This is a genomic window from Psychromarinibacter halotolerans, assembly GCF_029168315.1.
GTDB classification, from domain to species: domain Bacteria; phylum Pseudomonadota; class Alphaproteobacteria; order Rhodobacterales; family Rhodobacteraceae; genus Psychromarinibacter; species Psychromarinibacter halotolerans.
Window position 1 is genome coordinate 1 of sequence record NZ_JARGYD010000021.1, and the last position, 21024, is coordinate 21024.

Below are 21024 nucleotides of genomic sequence, written 5' to 3' on the forward strand. Positions count from 1 at the left end.
CATGAATGCGCACCCTACGGGCCCGTATATATGTCGCGATCCCCACCGATCCGCGGCGTATGGTGCGCATTCATGCGCACCGGAGGGGACCAACCGAAAACCACCCCATCGATCCGCGACGTAGGGTGCGCATTCATGCGCACCCCGAGACACCTCAAAGCCCCAGCTTCGCCGCGACGATCTCGTTCACCGCCTTCGGGTTCGCCTTGCCGCCGGTGGCTTTCATCACCTGACCCACGAACCAGCCCGCAAGCTTGGGGTTCTGCTTGGCCTTCTCGACCTGCTGCGGGTTGGCGGCGATCACCTCGTCCACCGCCGTCTCGATGGCGCCAGTGTCGGTGACCTGCTTCATGCCGCGCTCTTCGACGATCAGCGACGGGTCGCCGCCTTCGGTATAGACGATCTCGAACAGGTCCTTCGCGATCTTGCCCGAGATGTCGCCCTTCTGGATCAGCGAAATGATCCCGCCCAGCTGCGACGGGCTCATCGGGCTGTCGGCGATGTCGGTGTCGTCCTTCTTCAGGCGGCCGAATAGCTCGTTGATGACCCAGTTCGCGGCCAGCTTGCCGTCGGAGGCCGCGGCGACCTCTTCGAAGAAGGCGGCGTTCTCGACCTCGGCGGTCAGCACGGATGCGTCGTATTCCGTCATGCCGTAATCGGCGACGAACCGCGCCTTCTTCTGGTCCGGCAGTTCCGGCAGCGCGCCGGCGATGTCGTCGACCCACGCCTGCTCGATCTCTAGCGGCAGCAGATCGGGGCAGGGGAAGTAGCGATAGTCGTGCGCCTCTTCCTTCGACCGCATCGACCGGGTTTCGCCCTTGTCGGGATCGTACAGCCGGGTTTCCTGATCGATCTCGCCGCCGGCTTCAAGGATCTGGATCTGGCGGCGCGCCTCGTACTCGATCGCTTGCTGGATGAAGCGCATCGAGTTCATGTTCTTGATCTCGCACCGCGTGCCGAGATGCGAGAAATCCTGCGTTTCCTGGTACTTTTCGTAGTCGCCGGGGCGGCAGACAGACACGTTCACGTCGGCCCGCAGGTTGCCGTTCTGCATGTTGCCGTCGCAGGTGCCGAGATAGCGCAGGATCTGGCGCAGCTTGCCGACGTAGGCCGCAGCCTCTTCGGGGCCACGGATGTCGGGGCGGCTGACGATCTCCATCAGGGCGACGCCGGTGCGGTTCAGGTCCACGAAGGTGAAATGCGGGTCCATGTCGTGGATCGACTTGCCCGCGTCCTGTTCAAGGTGGATGCGTTCGATGCGGACCTTGCGCGCGACGCCGGGGCCCATGTCGACCAGCACTTCGCCCTCGCCCACGATGGGGTGGTACAGCTGGCTGATCTGATAGCCCTGCGGCAGGTCGGGGTAGAAATAGTTCTTGCGGTCGAAGGCGGACTTCAGGTTGATGTCGGCCTTCAGCCCCAGCCCGGTGCGTACCGCCTGCGCCACGCAGAATTCGTTGATCACCGGCAGCATCCCCGGCATCGCCGAGTCCACGAAGGCCACGTTCGAGTTCGGTTCCGACCCGAACAGCGTCGACGCCCCCGAGAACAGCTTGGATTTCGAGGCGACCTGGGCGTGCACCTCGAGGCCGATCACGAGTTCCCAGTCGTGCTTGGCCCCCTGGATCACCTTGGGTTTCGGGGCTTCATAGGTGAGGTCGAGCATGTGTGCGGTCCTGCTGCAAGATCGGCGCTTGTTCTAGGCGAGCAGGCAGGGCGGGGCAAGGGCATGGCGCCGGATGCGGTGGCGTTGCGGGCCTGTGTCCGTTTCGCGGGCGGTAAGGCCGCGCGCGGGGCTGTCGCGTGATCACGATCGTGTCAGGCGCGGAAGGATCGCCGCGACTCGGCTCGTGCGGCCCGATTCACCCGTTACTGCCCGATCCGGCGTGTTTTGCGCCAAAACTGGCGATACGCGGGCCGGCGGTTTCGGTATTCGTGTGCGGTCTCAGGCACTTGTACTGCGGGGTTTCGCGGGCAAACCTTGGAGGCTTAACAAAGATTGCATTGCGGGACGGTTTTATACGCCGCGCAATTTCCACACGGTTTGCTACGACACTGTAGTACGGCGTGAGAATTGTTAACGGATTGGCCGCTAATCGTTAAAAATTTACCCTATATATTGGGTGGTTATGGGTAATGCGGCGGGGCATTGTGTCCTTCATGTGAACAGTGCCCGATTTTAGCCACTTTGAGGTTGCCAGCTTGTTCTCCATCCTACATTGCTCGGAGTTACAGGTTTGAGACGGAGACAGTGACAATGAAGAAATTGCTTTCGGCAATCGCGCTCGTTCTCGCGGCAGGCTCGGCGCAGGCGGTGACCGTGGACTTCGAAGACATCGCGCCCGACAACGGTCATAAGCACTATCAGAACGACTACCTGCATACCGGGACGTTCCGCTTTTTCACGCCCGACGCTTATGTCATCGACTCGGCGTTTGCCGAACCCCGCCCGTACACCACGCAGAACGGCTCTGACTGGCTGATGAGCCTGAGCACGCAGCCGATGATCCTGCACTCGGCATCTCCGTTCTCGATCCAAAGCCTCGATGCAGGGTCGTTCACCGACCTGTCCGTTCTGGTGCGCGTCGTCGGCTACCTGTCGAACGGCGACATTTTGGACAAGAAGGTGTTCTGGGCGAAGCCCGGGTTCGGTACGTTCGACCTTGGCTGGACCGGCCTGTCCAGCCTGTTCATCTACACCAAGTTCGGCACCGCCAGCTTCGACAACTTCGTCCTGAACGAACAAGAAGCACAGGCCGGCCAGTACGCCGAAGCCGCTGCCGTCTCGGCGGTTCCGCTTCCGGCGGCCATGCCGCTTCTGATGGGCGGTCTTGCCGCGATGGGCTTCGTGGCCCGCCGCCGCAAGCGCAAGGCTGACTGAGCCTTCCAAGATTTCGGACGGACCGTGACGACGTACGGTCCGTCCTGACGATCGTGCCCGCATCCGCCGCCGACGTGATGGGCACAGCGCGGACCAAAACGCCGCCGCATCCCCTGCACAGCATCAAGATACCGAACGCCGCAGCGTTTCCGCGCGGCGGTCTTTGACGTTTGCGACTGCGCCGGGGCCTAGGCCGCGTCGGGCTGGGTCGGCGGCGCGGCCAGCCGGAAGGGTTCCAGCTTGTCGAGTTCAAGGAAGATACGCTCGATCGTCGGGTAGGCCGAGGTGTTCACCTTGAACCGTCGGTTGTTCCACATCTGGGCGTACAGGCAGCAGTCGGCCAGCCCCGGCACGTCGCCGTGGCAGAAGATGCCGGTGTCCGCGCTTTCGGCCAGCAGCTTTTCCAGCGGCGTGAAGGTGGCGTGGACCCAATGGTGGAACCACGCGGTCCGGTCCTGATCGTCGGCGTCCAGTTCCGACGCCAGATATTGCAGGACCCGCAGGTTGTTCAGCGGGTGGACCTCGCAGGCGATCATGTACGACAGCGCGCGGACCCGCGCCCGCCCCGCCGGGTCGGCGGGCAGCAGCGGCGGCTTGGGGTGGGTTTCCTCGATATACTCGATGATCGCCAGCGACTGGGACAGCGAGGTGCCGTCCTCCAGTTCCAGGACAGGCACCAGACCCGCAGGGCTTTTGGACAGGAATTCTGGGGTTTGCGTTTCCTTCTTCAGAAGCGCATACGCCTTGTAATCGTAAGCCAGGCCCTTCAGATTCAGCGCGGCCCGCAGCCGCGTCGAGGTCGAGGACCTGAAATAGTTGTGCAATGTTAGCATTCGGGACGCCTCCGGTCGGCGCACTGTTGCGCGGGCCGATACGGAACGCAACACCGCCCGGTCGGGCCCCGAACAGTCAGAGAGGAGACCTCGATGAAAAGATCCACCGTGAACGAGATTCTGAAGGACGGCGACGCCTTCATCCGGTCGTTCGGATACATCATGCCGCCCTTTGCCTATTGGACGCCGGCCGAGCTGAATACCCGCGTTGCCGAGGATTCGCCGATGATCCGGGACCACGCGCTGGGCTGGGACATCACCGACTACGGGCAGGGCAAGTACGATGACATGGGCCTGTTTCTGTTCACCGTGCGCAACGGCACCAACGACAACATCCCCCGCGGCAAGGGTATGCTGTACGCCGAGAAGATCATGATCTCGGGCGAGGATCAGCTGTCCCCGATGCACCGCCACAACCTCAAGACCGAGGACATCATCAACAAGGGCGGCGGCACGCTGGTGCTGGAGCTGTTCAAGGCCAAGGCCGACGGGTCCATCGACGAAAACGCCGAGGTGAAGGTGCTGACCGACGGTCGCCAGCGCGTGCTCGAACCCGGTGGCCTGCTGAAGCTGAAGCCCGGCGAAAGCGTCACGCTGGAGACCGACACGTGGCACGCGTTCTGGGGCGAGGGCGGCCGAGTTCTGATCGGCGAGGTGTCGAACGTGAACGACGACCGCACCGACAACGTGTTCCGCGAGCCCATCGGGCGATTCTCCGAGATCGAGGAGGACACCGACCCGGTTCACCTTCTCGTTTCGGATTATGACAAGTACCTTGCCTAAGGTTCTGCCTATGCGGGAAACACAGGGTGGTGGCACACAAGGCACACTTGGCCATATCTTGTTGTTTTCCGCCTTGCGCGTGTGAACTCGACCGGCAGCGGCGGGGGATTCCCGCCGATTGCCTGCCCATAGGGTAGACGGCCCGGACCGATTTTGGCACAGCATCTGTCTTGCCGGGGGTTGGCCCGGTGCTGCCAAAGTTTGCCAATGTTACGAACCATGTTGAGAGCCGCGAGTCTTGTCGCGGTGCTGACCGCCTCCGCCTGCGCTGCAAGCAAGCCTTATGAGACGCCCGATGTCCCGCCGATGCGCTGGGACTTCCGCCCGGAAGCGACCGAGTGGACGATGGCGACGATGGGTGCGCTGGAAACCCACGGAGCGGTGCTGTCTCAACTGGTTCCCGAAGACATCGACCAGTGGTGCCCGGCCTACCGCGCCGCGCCAGAGGAGCAGCGGCGGGCCTTCTGGGCCGGTCTGTTCTCGGCGCTGGCGAAACACGAAAGCCGCTGGACCCCCGATGCGTCGGGCGGCGGCGGCCGGTGGCTTGGCCTGCTGCAGATCGCACCGGCCACGGCGCGCGGCGTGGGCTGCAAGGCGCAATCGGCCTCGGCCCTGTTCGACGGCGCGGCGAACCTAAGCTGCGGCGTGCGGCTGGCGGCCTACGAGATGCCGAACAAGAACCGCATCCTTGGCGGCCCGGGCCGCTGGGGCGGGATTTCCCAGCACTGGGCGCCGTTCCGGTACCCGGACAAGGTGGAAGACATGCGCAGCTGGATCAGCTCGCAGGAATACTGCGCAACGACGCAGAACTAGGACGCGGTCACGCGTGCGAGGGACAAGGCCGGGGAACCAACCCCGGCCTTTTTTATTGCGCCGGACGCGTTTCGAAGAAAAGCGGAATCCACAAACGAAAACAGGCACCCGAAGGCGCCTGTGCATCGTGTGTGCCGATAGGGCGAACCGTTACTTGGTGGTCGGCCCGATCATCATGACCATCTGGCGGCCTTCCATCTTCGGCATGTTCTCGACCTTGCCGAGCTCTTTCACGTCTTCGGCGACCCGCTCCAGCAGTTCGCGCCCAAGGTTCTGGTGCGCCATTTCGCGCCCACGGAAGCGAAGCGTCACCTTGACCTTGTCGCCACCTTCGAGGAACCGGAAGACGTTCTTCATCTTCACGTCGTAGTCGTGCGTGTCGGTGTTCGGGCGGAACTTGACCTCTTTGACTTCGATGGTCTTTTGCTTCTTCCGCGCTTCCGATTCACGCTTCTGCTGTTCGTATTTGAACTTGCCGAAGTCCATGATCTTGCACACCGGCGGCGTGGCGTTCGGCGAGATCTCGACAAGATCGAGGCCCGCCGCTTCGGCAAGGGCCATGCCCTTTTGCGGCGTGACCACCCCGACGTTTTCTCCCTCGGCGCCGATCAGTCGCACCTCGGGGGCGCGGATCCGGTCGTTGACGCGAGGCCCGGTGTCACGGGTCGGCGGGGCATTGTGGGGTCTGCGAGCGATGGTCGTGCATCCTTGTGTCGTTGCAGGAAAGTCAGGAACAGAAGATACGGCGAGGTGGGGTCCGTTTCAACTGCCATTTGATGCGGTTGGGCCGTTGTTCGTGCGCTTTCCGACTTGAAAGGGGCGAATGCCGCTTCATTTCAATTCCCCAAAGAGAAATGCGTTCGGAATTTTTAGCGGGGAGTACCCTTCATGGAGAAGAGTTGGATCATCGGGGCCCTTGTCGTGGCGCTGGGCATCGGCGGCGTGGCCTATTTCCAGATTCAGGACGACGACCCAATCATGGTCGCGGACACGTCCGGCGAGGCCACCACCACTCCCGAGGCAGAAGACACGCCCGAGGCCACTGAAGAGATGGCCGAGGCCGAGGAACCGGCTGCGACGGAAGAGCCTGCGGCGACCGAGGAGATGGCCGAGGCCGACGAACCGGCTGCGGCGGAAGAGCCCGCCGCGACCGAGGAAACGGCAGAGGCCGACGAACCGGCTGCGACGGAAGAGCCTGCCACGACCGAGGAAACGGCCGAGGCCGAGGAACCGGCTGCGACGGAAGAACCTGAGGCGACTGAGGAAACGGCAGAGGCCGAGGAACCGGCTGCTACGGAAGAGCCCGCCGCGCCCGAGGAAACGGCGGAAGCCGAGGAACCGGCTGCGGCGGAAGAGCCTGCGGCAACCGAGGAGACGGCGGAAGCTGAGGAACCGGCGGCGACGGAAGAGCCTGCGGCGACCGAAGAAACGGCCGAGGCGGACGAACCGGCCGCGACGGAAGAGCCTGCGGCGACCGAGGAAACGGCGGAAGCCGAGGAACCGGCTGCGGCGGAAGAACCTGCGGCGACCGAGGAGACGGCGGAAGCCGAGGAACCGGCTGCGGCGGAAGAGCCTGCGGCGACCGAGGAAGCGGCGGAAGCCGAGGAGCCGGCCGCTTCGGAAGAGCCTTCGACGACCGAGGAGATGGCCGAGGCCGAGGAACCGGCTGCTACGGAAGAGCCTGCGGCGACCGAGGAGATGGCCGAGGCCGAGGAACCGGCTGCGGCGGAAGAGCCTGCGGCGACCGAGGAGACGGCGGAAGCCGAGGAACCTGCTGCGATGGAAGAGCCTGCAGCGACCGAGGAGACGGCAGAGGCCGAGGAACCGGCTGCGGCGGAAGAACCGGCAGCGACCGAAGAGACCGCCGAGGCCGATGCTGCGGCGTCGGAAGAGGACCCGATCGGGAATGCCGCGTCCGAGGTTGTCATGTCCGAGGCTGCAGAGCTGCGGGAGCAGGCGGACGAGCTGATGACCAGCGCCGAGGAAATGCGTGCGGATGCCGATGCGATGGAAGAGGCCGCCGCCGCCCTGTCCGACACTGCGGACGCGATGGAAGAGACCGCTCGGGAAATGGCGTCTGGCGACGACGCATCCTCTGACGAAGCGACTGGCGAGCCGTCGGCTTCGGAAGAACCTGCCGCCGACACAACCGAAACAGACACCACCGAAGCCGAGGCCACCGAAGCCGAGACTGGCGGGTCGGGCCCCGCCGCGGCCTTCACCGTGGACGGCTTCGACCGGGACGAGGTGCTGTCGACGATCCAAAGCTCGGACCTCGACGCCGAGCAGAAAGAGACGCTGACCTCGGCCATCAACGACGCGGGCGACGACGAAGAGGCGCTTGCCGACGCGTTGGAGCAGGCGCGCGAGGCGCTCGACATGTAAGGTGTCGGATTGCTGCGCGATTTGACCCGCGCCCGGGGCCTGACGGCTCCGGGCGTTTTTCGTTGCCGCACGCCCCGGGCAGGCTGGGACAGGGGCCGCTCAGCCAGCAGCGCGTGCGATGATCAGCCCCTCGTTCGCGGCAAGATAACTGGGTCGCGGCGGGTGACGGTCCGTGTCGGTGTGACGCTGCAGCCAGTGATGCGCCTGCAACTGCTTCAACGACTGTGACAGCGCCCGGTCGGTGACCGGCGCAAGCTGCGCCCGGATCTCTCCGAAGAAGCGGGGCCGCTGGCAGGCCGCAAGGACGGGGACGGTCCACGCCCGGCGCAGCAGCGGCGCATCCTCGTCCCGCGCGCCTGCCTTGACGATGCGCCCGGCAATGGCGGCGATCCGCACGCCTTCAGGGGTCAGACGGAACTCGGGGCGCAGCGGGTGGCCGTGGCCGGGGTTCCGTTCCAGCAGGTTCAGGTCGAATAGGTGCGACAGGCTTTGCGCAAAGGCGGTCCGGCCCGCCCCGGTGGCGGCCAGCAGCGGCGCCTGACGCCCCGGCGTGCCCGCATCCAGACTGGCAAGGATGTTCAGGGTCCAGGCGCGCGCGGTCAGCTTGACAAGAATCTCAATGTCCACAAAGTATAGTTACTATATTTTTAATCCGAAGGGAATCCCTATGCCTGCCGTCACCCTAGAGAATACGATTACGCTGGCGATGTCCGTGAAGGACCGCCACGCCAGTGCGACGTGGTACGCGGATATGCTGGGGTTCGACCTGCTGTACCATGCCGACGACGCGGGCTGGAGCGAGCTTCAGACGAAGACCGAGGGCGTCACCCTTGGACTGGGCGAGCAGGCGGCCCCGGCGCCGGGCAACATGGTGCCGGTGTTCGGTGTGGCCGACATCGACACGGCCCGCGCCGCGCTGGAGGCCGAGGGCGTGCGGTTCGACGGACCCACCGAGGTGATCGAGGGGATGGTCAGCACCGCGACGTTCTACGACCCGGACGACAACGCCCTGATGCTTGCGCAGGATCTGACCGGCGACGCCTGAACTTCGGGCCAGAACGGCTTGGCATGAAAAAGAAAAACCTGCCCGGCTGTGTCGCGGGGCAGGTCCTGTTCTTCACATCCGGGGCCGTGGCGCCGGGGCGGGGTCAGCCGACGAAGGCTTTCTCGACCACGTATTCGGCGGGCTCGGAATTCGCGCCTTCTTTCAGGCCGAAGCCTTCAAGGATTTCCTTCAGGTCGGTGTTCAGCCCCATCGAGCCGCAGACCATCGCACGGTCGGTTTCCGCCGACATGCCTTCGATGCCGAGATCGCGGAAGATCTCGCCCGACCGAAGCAGGTCGGTGACCCGGCCCATCTTCGGGCTCTCTTCGCGGGTGGTGGTGGGGTAGTACACCAGCTTGTCGGCGAAGTTCTCTCCGATCACCTCGGCCAGCATTTCGTCGGCGCGGACGCTGTCCACCAGCTCGCGGCCATAGGTCAGCTCGGCCACCTCGCGGCAGGTGTGGGTCAGGATGATCTGGTCGTAGCGTTCATAGGTCTCAGGCTCGCGGATCAGCGAGGCGAACGGCGCGATCCCGGTGCCGGTGGCGAAGAACCACAGGCGCTTGCCGGGCAGCAGCGCGTCGTGCACCAGCGTGCCCACGGGCTTGGGCCGCAGGATGATCTCGTCACCCTCTTTGAGGTGCTGCAGTTTCGACGTCAGCGGGCCGTCCTGCACCTTGATCGAGTAGAATTCCAGTTCCTCGTCCCACGCCGGCGAGGCGATGGAATAGGCGCGCAGAAGCGGCTTCTGCTTGCCGGTCTCGGGGTGCGGGTCGCCCATCAGGCCGATCATCACGAATTCGCCCGAGCGGAAACGCAGGCTGGCAGGGCGGGTGCAGCGGAACCGGAACAGCCGGTCGGTATAGTGCTGCACCTCTGTCACGGTCTGGGCGTCCGGCAGGGCGGGAACTTTTTGGGCGGCGGCGTCGGTCACTGGTTTTTGCTCGGTCATATCGGTCTCGTTCAGGGCCATAGGGCCATGTGAAGTCTTAATCCCTGATGCAGGTCGGATGGAAGGCGTTAATCAGGCGCGCAGGCGCGACTGATAGTCATGGGCCTTCCAGTCGGCGCGGCGCAGCCACTGGTCCTCGGGCTGGCGGGTGGCAAGGTCGAGGTCGATCTCGACCTCGTCGAAGCCCACCCGGCGCGCCATCGCGTACTGGTCGGCGATGACGTGGCCCTTGGCCCGCAGGCGGCCGGTGTAGCCCATCAGGCGCAGGCGGCGCGCGATGGTAAAGCCGCGGCCATCGGCGAAGCTGGGGAAGTCGACGGCCACCAGCTTCAGCTGGTCCAGCCGGTCGCGCAGCACCTCGGGGTCGGCGTCCGACGGCAGAAGCACGGCAGCGGCGCCGGTGTCCTCGGGGGCGGCCAGTTCGCCGTTCCAGTCATCGGCGGCAAAGCCGCCATCGGTCACGATAACGCTCATTGTCGTCTCCTCTTGCGGCGTCGCGTCGCCTTCGGTCCCCTCGGCCACCCGGCGCACGGGTTTGCCGTCGATGAAATGGATGCCGCATTCCACCTTGTCCTTGCCGCGCCAGCGGCCGGCGCGTTCGTCCTCGCCGTCGGCGACCTTGCTGGTGCAGGGCTTGCAGCCGATCGAAGGATAGCCCTGCGACACCAGCGGGTGCCGGGGCAGGCGGTTGTTGATCATGTAGTCGCGGACGTCATCCTTGGCCCAGTGCGCCAGCGGGTTGACCTTGATGCGGATGTCGCCCTCGTTCTCGAAGAACTCCAGCGCCGCGCGCTGGCCGCCCTGAAACCGCTTGCGGCCGGTGATCCACGCGTCGAACGGCGCCAGCGCATTGGCCAGCGTCTGCGTCTTGCGCAGGTCGCAGCAGGCGTCCGGATCGCTGAGATGCAGCGCGCCGAAGCGGTCAAGCTTCTTGACCTGCTCGGGATCGGGGTGGATCGAGCGTACGTCGGTCAGGCCCAGTTTCTCGGACACGTCCAGCTGGTACTGAAGCGTTTCCTCGAACAGCATCTGGGTGTCGATGAACAGCACCGGGGTGGTGCGGTCCATCACCGAGATCATGTGCAACAGCACCACCGACTCGGCGCCGAAGGACGACACCAAGGCGATGTTGCCGACCTGCGCGTCGGAAAGGGCGCGTTCCAGCACCGCGGTCGCGCCGTGGTGCTTGTAGCGTTCGTTTAGATCCCTGACGCGGTCGGCGACCGGCGCAGAGGCTGGATCAAGCGGCACGGCTCTTCTCCTCGGCCGGGTAGAGGGCCGCCTTGAAAGGCGCCATACCGACCCGTTTGTAGGTCTCCAGGAACGTCTCGTCCGGGCTTTCGCGTTCGCCAAGGTAGGTCTCGACAAGCGTTTCGATGGCGGGGACGATCTGGTCGTAGGCAAAGCCCGGGCCGGTCCGCGTGCCGATGGCCGCGTCCTGGGTGCCGTCGCCGCCCAGCGTGATCTGATAGTTCTCGACCCCTGCGCGGTCCAGACCGAGGATGCCGATGTGTCCGACATGGTGGTGGCCGCAGGCGTTGATGCAGCCCGAGATCTTGATCTTCAGCGGGCCGATGTCGTGTTCCATCTTCAGCTCGTCGAACCGCGTGGCGATCTGTTGCGCCACCGGGATCGAGCGGGCGGTCGCCAGCGCGCAGTAATCCATGCCCGGGCAGGCGATGATGTCCGAGATCAGGCCGATATTCGCGGTGGCCAGCCCCTGCTGTTGCAGGCGGGCGTGGATCGCGGGCAGGTCGGACTTGGCGACATGCGGCAGGATCACGTTCTGCTCGTGGCTGATGCGCAGCTCGTCCGACGAGAATTCGGCGGCCAGCGCCGCCATCTCGCGCATCTGCTCGGCGGTGGCGTCGCCCGGCGTTTCGCCATGCGCCTTCAAAGAGATGGTCAGCAGCGAATAGCCGTCGACGGCATGGTCGGCGACGTTGGTGTCGACCCACGCCCGGAACACCGGGTCGGCGTCATAGGCGGTGTTAAAGTCCGACAGGTCGCGCGCCGGAAGGTCGGGGCGGGCAAACTGCGCCTTGATGTCGGCCAGCAGCTTCTGGTCCGCGCCGCCGAATTGGCCGCGCAGCAGGGCAAAGCGGTCCTCGACCCGTGCGGCGAACTCGTCCAGCCCGTTCTCGTGGACTGTGATCTTGATGCGCGCCTTGTACTTGTTGTCGCGGCGGCCCAGCAGGTTGTAGACGCTCACGATCGCCTCGCAATACGGCAGCAGGTCGTCCTTGGGCAGGAAGTCGCGGATCACCTTGCCGATCATCGGGGTGCGGCCAAGACCGCCGCCCACCAGCACGCGGAAGCCGGTTTCGCCCGCGTCGTTCTTCACGATCTCAAGCCCGATGTCGTGCGCCTTGACCACGGCGCGGTCGTTCGGTGCGCCCGAGACGGCGATCTTGAACTTGCGCGGCAGGAACTGGAACTCCGGGTGGTCGGTGGACCACTGGCGCAGCAGCTCGGCATAGGGGCGGGGATCTTCGATCTCGTCCGCGGCGGCCCCGGCGAAGTGGTCGGCGGTCACGTTGCGGATCGTGTTGCCGGAGGTCTGGATGGCGTGCATCCCAACGTCGGCCAGCGCATCCAGCATGTCCGGCACGTCCTTCAGAAGCGGCCAGTTGTACTGGATGTTCTGACGGGTGGTGAAGTGGCCGTAACCCTTGTCCCATTTCTCGGCGATATAGGCGAGCTGGTTCATCTGGCGGCTGTTCAGCGTGCCATAGGGCACCGCGACGCGCAGCATGTACGCATGCAGCTGCAGGTACAGGCCGTTCATCAGGCGCAGCGGCTTGAACTCGTCCTCGGTCAAAGAGCCGTCGATGCGGCGCTCGACCTGTGCGCGAAACTGGGCCACGCGCTCGCGAACGAAGGCTTCATCGAATTCGGTATAGCTATACATGGCTTAACCTTCTGCCTGTTTGCCGTGGGCGTAGTTGGACGGACCGCGGGTGCGGAACGCTTCGCGGAAATGGACCGGCTCGGGGCCGTTCTCGCCTGCGACGGCGTCGGCAAGGTAGGCGCCGACGATCTCGTTCGCGCGGGCGCTGGCGTCGACCAGACGGATCTGCGCGTGCGCCTCGTCCTCGATCAGTTCGGCCTGCGCGTGGTCGCGGGTCCAAGTGTCATCGGCAGTGAGATACACGACATCGCCCTCTAGCAGGGCGTTGGCGGTGACGACCTTCGGGGTGAATTTGCGGCTCATAGGGCCATCTCCTGTTCGAATGCGGCGGCCTCGGCGCGCGCACGGCGCGGCGCGATGCCATAGAAAGTAAGGACGGGGCCGTCCAGCGGCGTGTCGGACAGCGCGTCGGCCATATCGCCCAGCGTCGCCTCGACCACGCGCTGATCGGGGCGCGAGGCATTCTCGACGAAGCTGACCGGCGTGGCGGGGTCGGCGCCGTGCATCATCAGGCGGCCCTGCACGAAACGCGCGGCGCGCTTTCCCATGTAGACGGCGGCGACTTCACCCGGGCGGGCAAGGGCGCGCCAGTCCTGCTCGGCGAAGCCCTTCATGTCGTGGCCGGTCATGAACCGCACGGACGAATTACGCTCGCGCTTGGTCAGGCTTTGGCCCAGTCCGGCGATGGCGGCAGAGGCGGCGGTGATGCCGGGCACGATGCGCCATGCGACGCCAGCGGCCTCGACGGCTTCGATTTCCTCGTCCAGCCGCCCGAACACGGTGGGATCGCCGGATTTCAGGCGCACGACATGGGCGCCCTGCGAGGCGTGTTCGATGATCGCGGCGTTGATGTCGTCCTGCGCGGCAGAGGGGCCGAAGCCCGTCTTGCCGACATCCACCAACAGCGCCTCGCGGCGGGCGAGTTCGAGGATCTCGGGCGCGACCAGCCGGTCGTGGATCACCACGTCGGCCTTATCCAGCGCAACGCGGGCTTTCAGCGTCAGCAGTTCCGGGTCGCCCGGACCGGCGCCGACGAAATCGACGTGGCCGTCCTGCGCGCTGCGCGACAGGTGGCGGTCCAGCAGATCCTCCAGCGCGGCGTTCGCGCCGTCCTCGCCCTCGGCCTCATAGGCGCGGGGGCCGGCGTCGAAGTAATAGTCGGCCCAGAAGTCGCGGCGCGCGCGGCCCATCGGCAGACGCTCGGCGGCGGGGCGGAACAGCTTGCCGATCTTCGCAAGCAGGCCCAGCACCGGCGGCAGCCGTTCTTCAAGATCGCGCTTGATGGCGCGGGCCAGCACCGGGGCGGCGCCTTCGGTGCCGATCGCAACCGTCACCGGGTCGCGGTCGACGATGGCGGGCGTGATGAACTGGCTGTCTTCAAGGTTGTCGACGATGTTGACCAGCGCCCCTTCGGCATCGGCGATGGCGGCGGTGCGCGCGTCTTCGTCGGCGTCCTCGTCGGCGGCATAGAACAGCGCGGCGCCGGTCACGTCGCCCGGCTGAAGGGCGCGCTCGGCCAGCGCGATGCGGCCGTCGGCAGCCAGCGTGCGCAGATCGTCGCAGGGCTCGGCGGCGAACACGCGCAGGGTGGCTTCGGTCTTCATCAGAAGCCGCAGCTTGGCCAGCGCAGCCTCGCCCCCGCCCGAAAGGACGACGGTGCGGCCGCGAAGGTTGAGGAAGATCGGGAAATGCTGCATCTGCACGGTCCACTCGTTGACTTGCCCTCAATATAGGAAATTTTCCCTTGGCGGCGCCATTGGTCGGTGCGAATAAGGACACCTGTTCCGGGTTGCGGAGGGATTGGAACGCATGTCGCAGCAAGATGAGAAAACGAAGATGCCCGTTCGTCTGGACGCGCTGGATCGGAAAATCCTTTCCGCCTTGCAGGAAGACGCCAGTCAGTCGCTGGACGATATCGCCAAGGAAGTCGGGTCGTCCAAGACGCCGGTCTGGAACCGCATCCGCAAGATGCGCGAGGCGGGCGTGATCGGGCGGCAGACCGCGATTCTGGACCCCGAGGCGCTGGGGCTGGGCACCTGTTTCTTCGTGCTGATCCGCACCAGCGAGCACGAGTCAGAGTGGCAGGACAAATTCCTCGGCGTCTTGCGCGCCCGGCCCGAGGTGCTAGAGGCGCACCGGCTGGCGGGCGAGATCGACTATATCCTGAAGGTCCGCGTGGCGAACGCGCGGGCCTATGACGATTTCTATCAGGCGCTGATTTCCGAGGTCCGGATCTACAACGTGACCGCCCTGCTTTCGATGCAAGAGATCAAGTCGACCACGATCCTTCCAGTATAAACCCTAAAGCTGACCGTCGCCCAGTGCCTCGAACACCGGGGCCAGCTTCTGCGCCAGTCCGGCGGTCAGCCCGTCGCGGATCGTCGCCGCGTCGCCCGCGCCAAGGCCGGAGTCTTCCCACAACACCAACCGCCCCGGGGGGCCGAGCCGTCCGATGGTGGGTTTGTACAGCGAAGCCCAGATGAAGGCGCTGTTCGGCGCGTCCGAGCCGCGGATGTAGAAGGTCAGGTGAACGGGATAGTCCATCCCGGTGTCTTCCACCGGTTCAAGGTACACGTCGCTGCCAAAGCCCCACTCGGTCCGGCCCAGATCCACCAGCGCCAGATCGTTCGCCTGCGCCAAGGATGCGACCGAGGCCGAAAGCCGGTCGCACATCTCGACCGCGAAGGTGACGCGGGTGAAGGTGATGCACTGGCTGATGACCCCGTCGAACCCCGCCGCCTTGCCGGGTGTCAGGACCCGTTCCTGTGCGGGGGTCGCGGTAGCAAGGCAGGCTGCGACAAGCGCGACGGCAAGGCGTTTCATGGCAAAGGCTCCGTGCTGCAATGTCCCGAACCCTAGGCCGAGACGCGCAACCCTGTCAGCCCGTGAAAGTGGTAGACGTCGCCATAGCGCGGCGGCTCGGCCAGCTTCAGCCCCGGCAGGCGGTCGAACAGCACGCGCAGGGCGATCTGCATTTCCAGCCGGGCCAGCGGCGCGCCGACGCAGAAATGGATGCCCGCCCCGAAGGCAGCGTTGGCGCCCGGCGTGCGCGAGGGATCGAACCGCGCCGGGTCGTCGGCCAGCGCCGGGTCGCGGTTGGCGGCACCCAGCAGACAGGCGATCCGGTCGCCGCGCCCGAAGCGGTGGCCGAACAGTTCGACATCCTCGTAGACCTGCCGCGTGAACATATGCAGCGGCGCATCGAAGCGCAGGATCTCTTCCACCGTCGCCTCGACCCGATCCGCCGCCATGAAGGACGGGTCGGTCCCGTGTTCCAGCAGCGCCTTTATGCCGTTGCCCAGCGTGTGCACCGTTGCCTCGTGCCCGGCGTTCAGCAGCAGGATGCAGGTGGTAATCAGCTCGTCCGTGGTCAGCCGCTCTCCGTTTTCCTCGGCCTGGATCAGCTGGGTGATCAGGTCGTCGCGCGGATCGCTGCGGCGGCGGTCGACATAGTCGCGCATGAAGGCCGCAAAGTCCGCCGACGCGGCGACGGCGGCATCCTCGACCGCGCGGTCGCGGCGGGCCTGGTACATCGACACCATCGCGTTGGACCACCGCAGCAGGTCGGGCGCCATGCTGTCGGGCACGCCCAGCAGGCGCGCGATGACGATGACGGGGACCTGCGTGCAGTAGGTCTGAAGCAGGTCGAAGTCGCCGTCCGGGAAGCCATCGATCAGCGCATGACACAGCGTTTCGATCTCGGGCCCCAGCGCCGCGATCCGGCGCGAGGTGAAGGCCCGCACCACCAGCCCGCGCAGGCGGGTGTGGCGCGGCGGTTCCAGTTCCAGCATCGAATGCGCTTCGATGTCGTAGAACGGCGCCAGCCGGTCCGGGATCTTTGGGGCAAGCTCTGCCGGCACTTCGCGGCCCAGCCGCCGGTCGCGCAGCAGCGCGTTCACCTCGGCATAGCCGGCGGCGACGGGCATGTCGTATTCTTCCCAGAACACCAGCGGGCCCATTGGCCGAAGGCGGTCGTAGAAGGCATAGGGATCCTGCACGAATGCGGGATCGGTGGGCGACTGGCTGATACGAGGCAGGGCGGTCATGGCGCGAAGCCTTCCGTCATGGCGCTTTCCAATGCAAGCGGGCGCGACTAGAAAAACCGGATGACGCGAAGATACAGGCGCAGGGGCCTTACCGTGGCCGGGTTTCTTGCCGCCGTGGCGATCATCGCCGCGGGGGCATGGTGGGTCGCGTTCACCTCGGCGCTGGACCAGCTGCGCGAACGGGGCGAGGCCGACCTTGCGCTTGCCGCCGACCGGCTGACCGGACAGTTGCAGCGGGTGCGCGACCTTGCGGTGGTGATCGCCGACCATCCCGTTCTGAAGCCGCTGGTGCTGGGGCAGGGCGGCGACGTCGCCGTGGCAGACGCGCAGTTGCAGCGGTTTGCGGATCGCAGCGTCGGGCAGAAGCTGTGGCTTGCGGATGCGTCGGGGTGGGTGCTGGCTGCCTCGGACCGGGCGGCGGCGCGCTTCGTCGGCGGCACCCGCGCCTTCGAAAGGGCGCTGGACGGTGCGCTGGGCACCGCGACCGGGGTCGACCCGGACGACGGCCAGCGGTTCTATATGTTCGCGGCGCCGGTGTTTTCCGAGGCGGGGCCGGTGGCGGGCGCGGTGCTGGTGCGCCTGAACATCGCGCAGGTGGAATGGAACTGGCCGTCGGACCCGTCGCCGGTGTTCTTCACCGACGCGATGGGCGTGGTCATGGTGACCAACCGCCCGGACCTTGTTCTGACGGTCCGCACGCCGGGCCCGACGGGGGCCTTGCCGGACGAGGTCTATGCCGGCGCCATGCTGCGCCCGTTCCCGGACCGGCGCGAATGGACCGTGCGGTCGCACGACCTGTGGGTGCTGGAGGATCGGCCCGACATCCCGCGCCGCGCCCTGCATCTGTCGCGCGAGTTGCCGACCATCGGGGTCGCGGCCGAGATTCTGGTCAGCCTGCAACCCGCGCTGCGGCTTGCGTGGTTGCAGGCGGCGGTGGCGGCGGCGCTGTGCCTCGCGTTCGGGGCGATGCTGTTCTACATCGCCGAGCGCCGCCGCGCGCTGTCGCAGCGGCTGGAGGTCGAGGAACGCGCCAATGCCGAACTGGAGGCGCGGGTGGCCGAGCGGACAGAGGAACTGTCGCTGCTGAACGAGGACCTGCGCCACGAGATCGAGGAACGTCACGAGGCCGAGGCGGCGCTGCGTCAGGCGCAGGCCGAACTGGTGCGCGCGGGCAAGCTCAGCGCGCTGGGCCAGATGTCGGCGGGCCTGAGCCACGAGCTGAACCAGCCGCTGATGGCGATCCAGTCCTTCGCCGAGAACGGGGCGATCCTTCTGGAACGCGGCAAGGCCGACAAGGCAGGCGAAACGCTGGGCCGGATCTCGGACATGGCGCAGCGCATGGCGCGGATCATTCGCAACCTGCGTGCCTTCGCGCGGCAGGAAACCGCCCCCGCGTCCCGCGTGGGGCTGGCGGCGGTGGTGGAAAGCACGCTGGAACTTCTGGGGCCGCGCATCGCTGACACCGGCACCCGCATCGACTGGAAGCGTCCCGACTTCGCGGCGGTGGTGATGGGCGGAGAGGTGCGTCTTAGCCAGGTCGTTCTGAACCTGCTGTCCAATGCGATGGACGCGATGGCCGATGTCGAGGCGCCGGTGATCCGCATCCGTATCGAGCAGGACGCGGCGACGGTCCGGCTGGTCGTACACGACAGCGGGCCCGGCATTTCCGAACCCGAACGCATCTTCGATCCGTTCTACACCACCAAAGAGGTCGGCGGCGAAGGCATGGGGCTGGGGCTTTCGATTTCCTACGGGCTGGTGCAAAGCTTTGGCGGTCGCCTGACCGGAGAGAACGCCCCCGGCGGCGGCGCGGTGTTCACGGTTGAACTGGAACGGGCGGAGGAACTGCAATGACGCGCCGGGTGCTGCTGGTCGACGACGATGCCGCCGTGCGCGAGGCGCTGGGCCAGACGCTTGAACTGGCGGAATTGCAGCCGATCACCGCCGGGTCGTTCGTCGAGGCCAAGGACAACATCACGCCCGCCTTCGACGGCGTCATCGTCAGCGACATCCGGATGCCCGGGCGCGACGGATTTCATCTGCTGGACTATTCGCACGGGGTCGATCCCGACCTTCCGGTGATCCTGCTGACCGGCGAGGGCGACATTCCGATGGCGGTGCGCGGGATGGCGGCGGGGGCGTTCGATTTCCTCGAAAAGCCCTGTGGCCCCCGGGACCTGCTGGCGGTGGTCGAGAAGGCGCTGAAGACCCGCGAACTGGTTCTGGAAAACCGCCGCCTGAAACAGCAACTGACACGGGGCGATGCGGCGGCGCGGTTGCTGCATGGCCAGTCTGCGCAGGCCGAGGCGCTGCGGGACCGGGTGCGGGCGGTGGCGCGGACGTCCGCCGAGGTGCTGATCACCGGCGAACCGGGCACCGGCACCTCGAAGGTGGCAGAGGTGATCCACATGTTGTCGGGCGCTTCGCAGCGGCCGTTCCTGAAGCTGGTCGCGGCCACCCTGACGCCCGAAGCCCTGCGCGACGCGTTCGATGCGGCCAAGGGCGGCACGGTCTTTCTTGATGAGGTTGCGGCGCTGCCGCAGGCGGCCCAGTTCCTTGCGCTTGACCTGCTGGAAAACGCACCCGGCGCGCGGGTGGTGGCGGGCACCTACCGCGATCTCGAGGCCGAAACGCGCGAGGGGCGGTTCAACCCCGATCTGTTCTACAAGCTGGACGTGATGCGGGTACGCATCCCGTCGCTGCGCGAACGGACCGAGGATATTCCGATCCTGTTCCGCCACTATGTCCAGCTTGCCTGCGAGCAGGCGGCGCTGCCGATGCCGGATATCACGCCGGACCTTGGCGCGCGGCTGATGGCGCAGGACTGGCCCGGCAACGCCCGGTCGCTGATGAACGCCGCGATGCGCTTTGCGATGGGGCTCGGCGAGGCCGAGACCGAAGAGGAACTGGGCCTGAACGAGCGGCTGGCGCAGGTGGAACGGTCGATGCTGATCGAGGCATTGCAGCGCCAGCAGGGCAACGCGACCGAAGCGGCGCGGGTTCTCAAGCTGCCGCGCAAGACCTTTTACGACAAGCTGGCCCGCCACGCCTTGCGCCCCGAAGATTATCGCTGACTCGCTGCGCGACAGCAGTCCGTGGAACTGTGCGGATTTCCGCACAAACCGCCCAAGCGCCTGTGCGAAGTTTCACCCATTCCAAAATCCGCCATCAGCCATGTGTCTAGAGAATGGCTTATAAGGCACTGATTCCAGTTCCGAAATTCACGCTCTCACGAATTCGAGAAGTATGTCTTGTGCGGATTTTCGCTGGCGGCTTTTTATCCATCGAGGCCCGAACACGGGCCCTCGGAGGAACATCACTATCCATATCGGGAGGAATACCGACATGAAATTCGCCGCTAAGGCCGTTACCGCCGTTGCACTCGTGCTGGCCGCTCAATCCGCTACCGCGCAGGGCGATGCCTGCAGCGATGGCGAGATCGTCGTGAAGTTCGCGCACGTCACCAACTCGGACCGGCACCCCAAGGGGATCGCCGCCTCGCTTCTCGCCGAGCGCGTGAACGCCGAGATGGACGGCACCATGTGCATGGAAGTCTATCCGAACTCGACCCTCTACAACGATGACCAAGTGCTGGAAGCGATGCTGCAAGGCGACGTCCAGCTGGCCGCGCCGTCGCTGTCGAAGTTCGAAACCTTCACCAAGCAGTTCCGCATCTTCGACCTGCCGTTCATGTTCAAGAACATCGACGCCGTCGACGCCTTCCAGACCTCGGAAGCCGGTGAGGCGATGAAAAGCTCGATGGAACGCCGTGGCCTGATGGGTCTGGAGTTCTGGCACAACGGCATGAAGCAATTCTCGGCCAACGTGCCGCTGATCGAGCCGGGCGACGCCGCTGGCCTGAAGTTCCGCGTGCAGCCGTCCGACGTGCTGGTCGCCCAGATGGAAGCTCTGGACGCTTCGCCGCAGCCGATGGCCTTCTCGGAAGTCTACGGCGCGCTGCAGACCGGCGTTGTCGACGGGCAGGAAAACACCTGGTCGAACATCTACGGCCAGAAGTTCTTCGAGGTTCAGGACGGCACCACCGAAACCAACCACGGTGTGCTTGACTACCTTGTCGTTGCTTCGGTCGACTGGCTGGACAGCCTTGACGCCGACGTGCGCGACCAGTTCCTGACGATCCTCGAAGAGGTGACGATGGAGCGTAACGCCGCCGTGGGCGAGGTCGACGCCGAAGCCCGTGCCGCGATCCTTGAAGCGGGCGGCGAGATCGTCGAACTGACCGCCGAGCAGCGCGAAGCCTGGGTCGAAGCGATGAAGCCGGTCTGGGAGCAGTTCGAAGGCGACGTTGGCGCGGACAACATCGCCGCCGCGCAGGACATCAACGCTTCGATGTAATCGGGTGTGGCGCGGCCCG

The 21024-nt window shown here is 65.7% G+C and carries 20 protein-coding genes and 1 pseudogene; 9 read left to right on the plus strand and 12 right to left on the minus strand.

Annotated elements, in window-relative coordinates:
• Positions 1-154: 154 nt before the first annotated feature.
• Positions 155-1666: an Asp-tRNA(Asn)/Glu-tRNA(Gln) amidotransferase subunit GatB gene (gene gatB / locus P1K30_RS23340; RefSeq protein ID WP_275635153.1), complete on the minus strand. Its 1512-nt coding sequence runs from the start codon at positions 1664-1666 to the stop codon at positions 155-157.
• A gap of 591 nt (positions 1667-2257) precedes the next feature.
• Here gatB and P1K30_RS23345 point away from each other — a divergent pair.
• A complete protein-coding gene (locus tag P1K30_RS23345; protein WP_275635154.1) occupies positions 2258-2881 on the plus strand; it encodes a VPLPA-CTERM sorting domain-containing protein in 624 nt (207 codons plus the stop codon).
• Between the two features lie 188 nt (positions 2882-3069).
• Here P1K30_RS23345 and maiA read toward each other — a convergent pair whose 3' ends face one another.
• Positions 3070-3714, minus strand: coding sequence for a maleylacetoacetate isomerase (gene maiA, locus P1K30_RS23350; protein ID WP_275635155.1), 645 nt, complete (start codon positions 3712-3714; stop codon positions 3070-3072).
• A 93-nt stretch (positions 3715-3807) separates the two neighbouring features.
• Here maiA and P1K30_RS23355 point away from each other — a divergent pair, with 93 nt between their 5' ends.
• Positions 3808-4497 carry a D-lyxose/D-mannose family sugar isomerase gene (locus P1K30_RS23355; protein WP_275635156.1) on the plus strand — a complete coding sequence of 230 codons (690 nt, stop codon included), beginning with the start codon at positions 3808-3810 and terminating at the stop codon, positions 4495-4497.
• A gap of 219 nt (positions 4498-4716) precedes the next feature.
• Positions 4717-5310, plus strand: coding sequence for a transglycosylase SLT domain-containing protein (locus tag P1K30_RS23360; RefSeq protein ID WP_275635157.1), 594 nt, complete (start codon positions 4717-4719; stop codon positions 5308-5310).
• Between the two features lie 150 nt (positions 5311-5460).
• Here the strand turns inward: P1K30_RS23360 and infC are convergent, their stop codons facing one another.
• On the minus strand, positions 5461-6006 hold the full coding sequence (infC, locus tag P1K30_RS23365; protein WP_379562043.1) for a translation initiation factor IF-3: 546 nt from the start codon (positions 6004-6006) through the stop codon (positions 5461-5463).
• A gap of 192 nt (positions 6007-6198) precedes the next feature.
• Between infC and P1K30_RS23370 the strand changes: the two genes are divergently transcribed.
• The gene (locus P1K30_RS23370; protein WP_275635159.1) at positions 6199-7695 is read left to right on the plus strand and encodes a hypothetical protein; all 1497 of its coding nucleotides are present in this window, start codon (positions 6199-6201) and stop codon (positions 7693-7695) included.
• Between the two features lie 99 nt (positions 7696-7794).
• Here P1K30_RS23370 and P1K30_RS23375 read toward each other — a convergent pair whose 3' ends face one another.
• Positions 7795-8322 (minus strand): winged helix-turn-helix transcriptional regulator, encoded by a 528-nt coding sequence (locus P1K30_RS23375; protein WP_275635160.1) that lies wholly within the window; start codon positions 8320-8322, stop codon positions 7795-7797.
• A gap of 40 nt (positions 8323-8362) precedes the next feature.
• Between P1K30_RS23375 and P1K30_RS23380 the strand changes: the two genes are divergently transcribed.
• Positions 8363-8740 carry a VOC family protein gene (locus P1K30_RS23380; RefSeq protein ID WP_275635161.1) on the plus strand — a complete coding sequence of 126 codons (378 nt, stop codon included), beginning with the start codon at positions 8363-8365 and terminating at the stop codon, positions 8738-8740.
• A 103-nt stretch (positions 8741-8843) separates the two neighbouring features.
• Here P1K30_RS23380 and P1K30_RS23385 read toward each other — a convergent pair whose 3' ends face one another.
• The 6 genes and pseudogenes from P1K30_RS23385 to cysG all read right to left on the minus strand — a co-directional run bounded on the left by P1K30_RS23385 (position 8844) and on the right by cysG (position 14300).
• Entirely contained in the window at positions 8844-9692 is an 849-nt protein-coding gene (locus tag P1K30_RS23385) for a ferredoxin--NADP reductase (RefSeq protein WP_275635162.1), read from the minus strand.
• Between the two features lie 72 nt (positions 9693-9764).
• Entirely contained in the window at positions 9765-10166 is a 402-nt protein-coding gene (locus P1K30_RS23390) for a DUF934 domain-containing protein (RefSeq protein ID WP_275635171.1), read from the minus strand.
• A 51-nt stretch (positions 10167-10217) separates the two neighbouring features.
• A pseudogene (locus P1K30_RS23395) lies at positions 10218-10943 on the minus strand (phosphoadenylyl-sulfate reductase); the annotation flags it as partial.
• Positions 10933-12603 carry a nitrite/sulfite reductase gene (locus P1K30_RS23400; RefSeq protein ID WP_275635163.1) on the minus strand — a complete coding sequence of 557 codons (1671 nt, stop codon included), beginning with the start codon at positions 12601-12603 and terminating at the stop codon, positions 10933-10935. The pseudogene P1K30_RS23395 and the gene P1K30_RS23400, both read right to left, overlap by 11 nt.
• Before the next feature lie 3 nt (positions 12604-12606).
• Complete coding sequence (locus P1K30_RS23405) at positions 12607-12906, minus strand: DUF2849 domain-containing protein (protein WP_275635164.1); 300 nt, start codon at positions 12904-12906, stop codon at positions 12607-12609.
• Positions 12903-14300 carry a siroheme synthase CysG gene (gene cysG, locus P1K30_RS23410; protein ID WP_275635165.1) on the minus strand — a complete coding sequence of 466 codons (1398 nt, stop codon included), beginning with the start codon at positions 14298-14300 and terminating at the stop codon, positions 12903-12905. Before cysG ends, P1K30_RS23405 begins: the two co-directional genes overlap by 4 nt.
• A gap of 139 nt (positions 14301-14439) precedes the next feature.
• Between cysG and P1K30_RS23415 the strand changes: the two genes are divergently transcribed.
• Entirely contained in the window at positions 14440-14901 is a 462-nt protein-coding gene (locus P1K30_RS23415) for an Lrp/AsnC family transcriptional regulator (protein WP_275635166.1), read from the plus strand.
• Positions 14902-14904: 3 nt separating this feature from the next.
• Here the strand turns inward: P1K30_RS23415 and P1K30_RS23420 are convergent, their stop codons facing one another.
• Both P1K30_RS23420 and P1K30_RS23425 read right to left on the minus strand, forming a co-directional pair.
• Positions 14905-15426: a hypothetical protein gene (locus P1K30_RS23420; protein ID WP_275635167.1), complete on the minus strand. Its 522-nt coding sequence runs from the start codon at positions 15424-15426 to the stop codon at positions 14905-14907.
• Between the two features lie 32 nt (positions 15427-15458).
• Positions 15459-16649, minus strand: a complete 1191-nt coding sequence (locus tag P1K30_RS23425) for a cytochrome P450 (RefSeq protein ID WP_379561393.1) — start codon at positions 16647-16649, stop codon at positions 15459-15461.
• Positions 16650-16709: 60 nt separating this feature from the next.
• On the opposite strand from P1K30_RS23425, the gene P1K30_RS23430 reads away from it, so the two are divergent.
• The 3 genes from P1K30_RS23430 (at position 16710) to P1K30_RS23440 (ending at position 21005) form a co-directional block, all read left to right on the plus strand.
• A complete protein-coding gene (locus P1K30_RS23430; RefSeq protein WP_275635168.1) occupies positions 16710-18503 on the plus strand; it encodes an ATP-binding protein in 1794 nt (597 codons plus the stop codon).
• Complete coding sequence (locus P1K30_RS23435) at positions 18500-19723, plus strand: sigma-54-dependent transcriptional regulator (protein WP_275635169.1); 1224 nt, start codon at positions 18500-18502, stop codon at positions 19721-19723. Before P1K30_RS23430 ends, P1K30_RS23435 begins: the two co-directional genes overlap by 4 nt.
• Positions 19724-19994: 271 nt before the next feature.
• Positions 19995-21005, plus strand: coding sequence for a TRAP transporter substrate-binding protein (locus tag P1K30_RS23440; RefSeq protein ID WP_275635170.1), 1011 nt, complete (start codon positions 19995-19997; stop codon positions 21003-21005).
• The last annotated feature ends 19 nt before the right edge of the window (positions 21006-21024 follow it).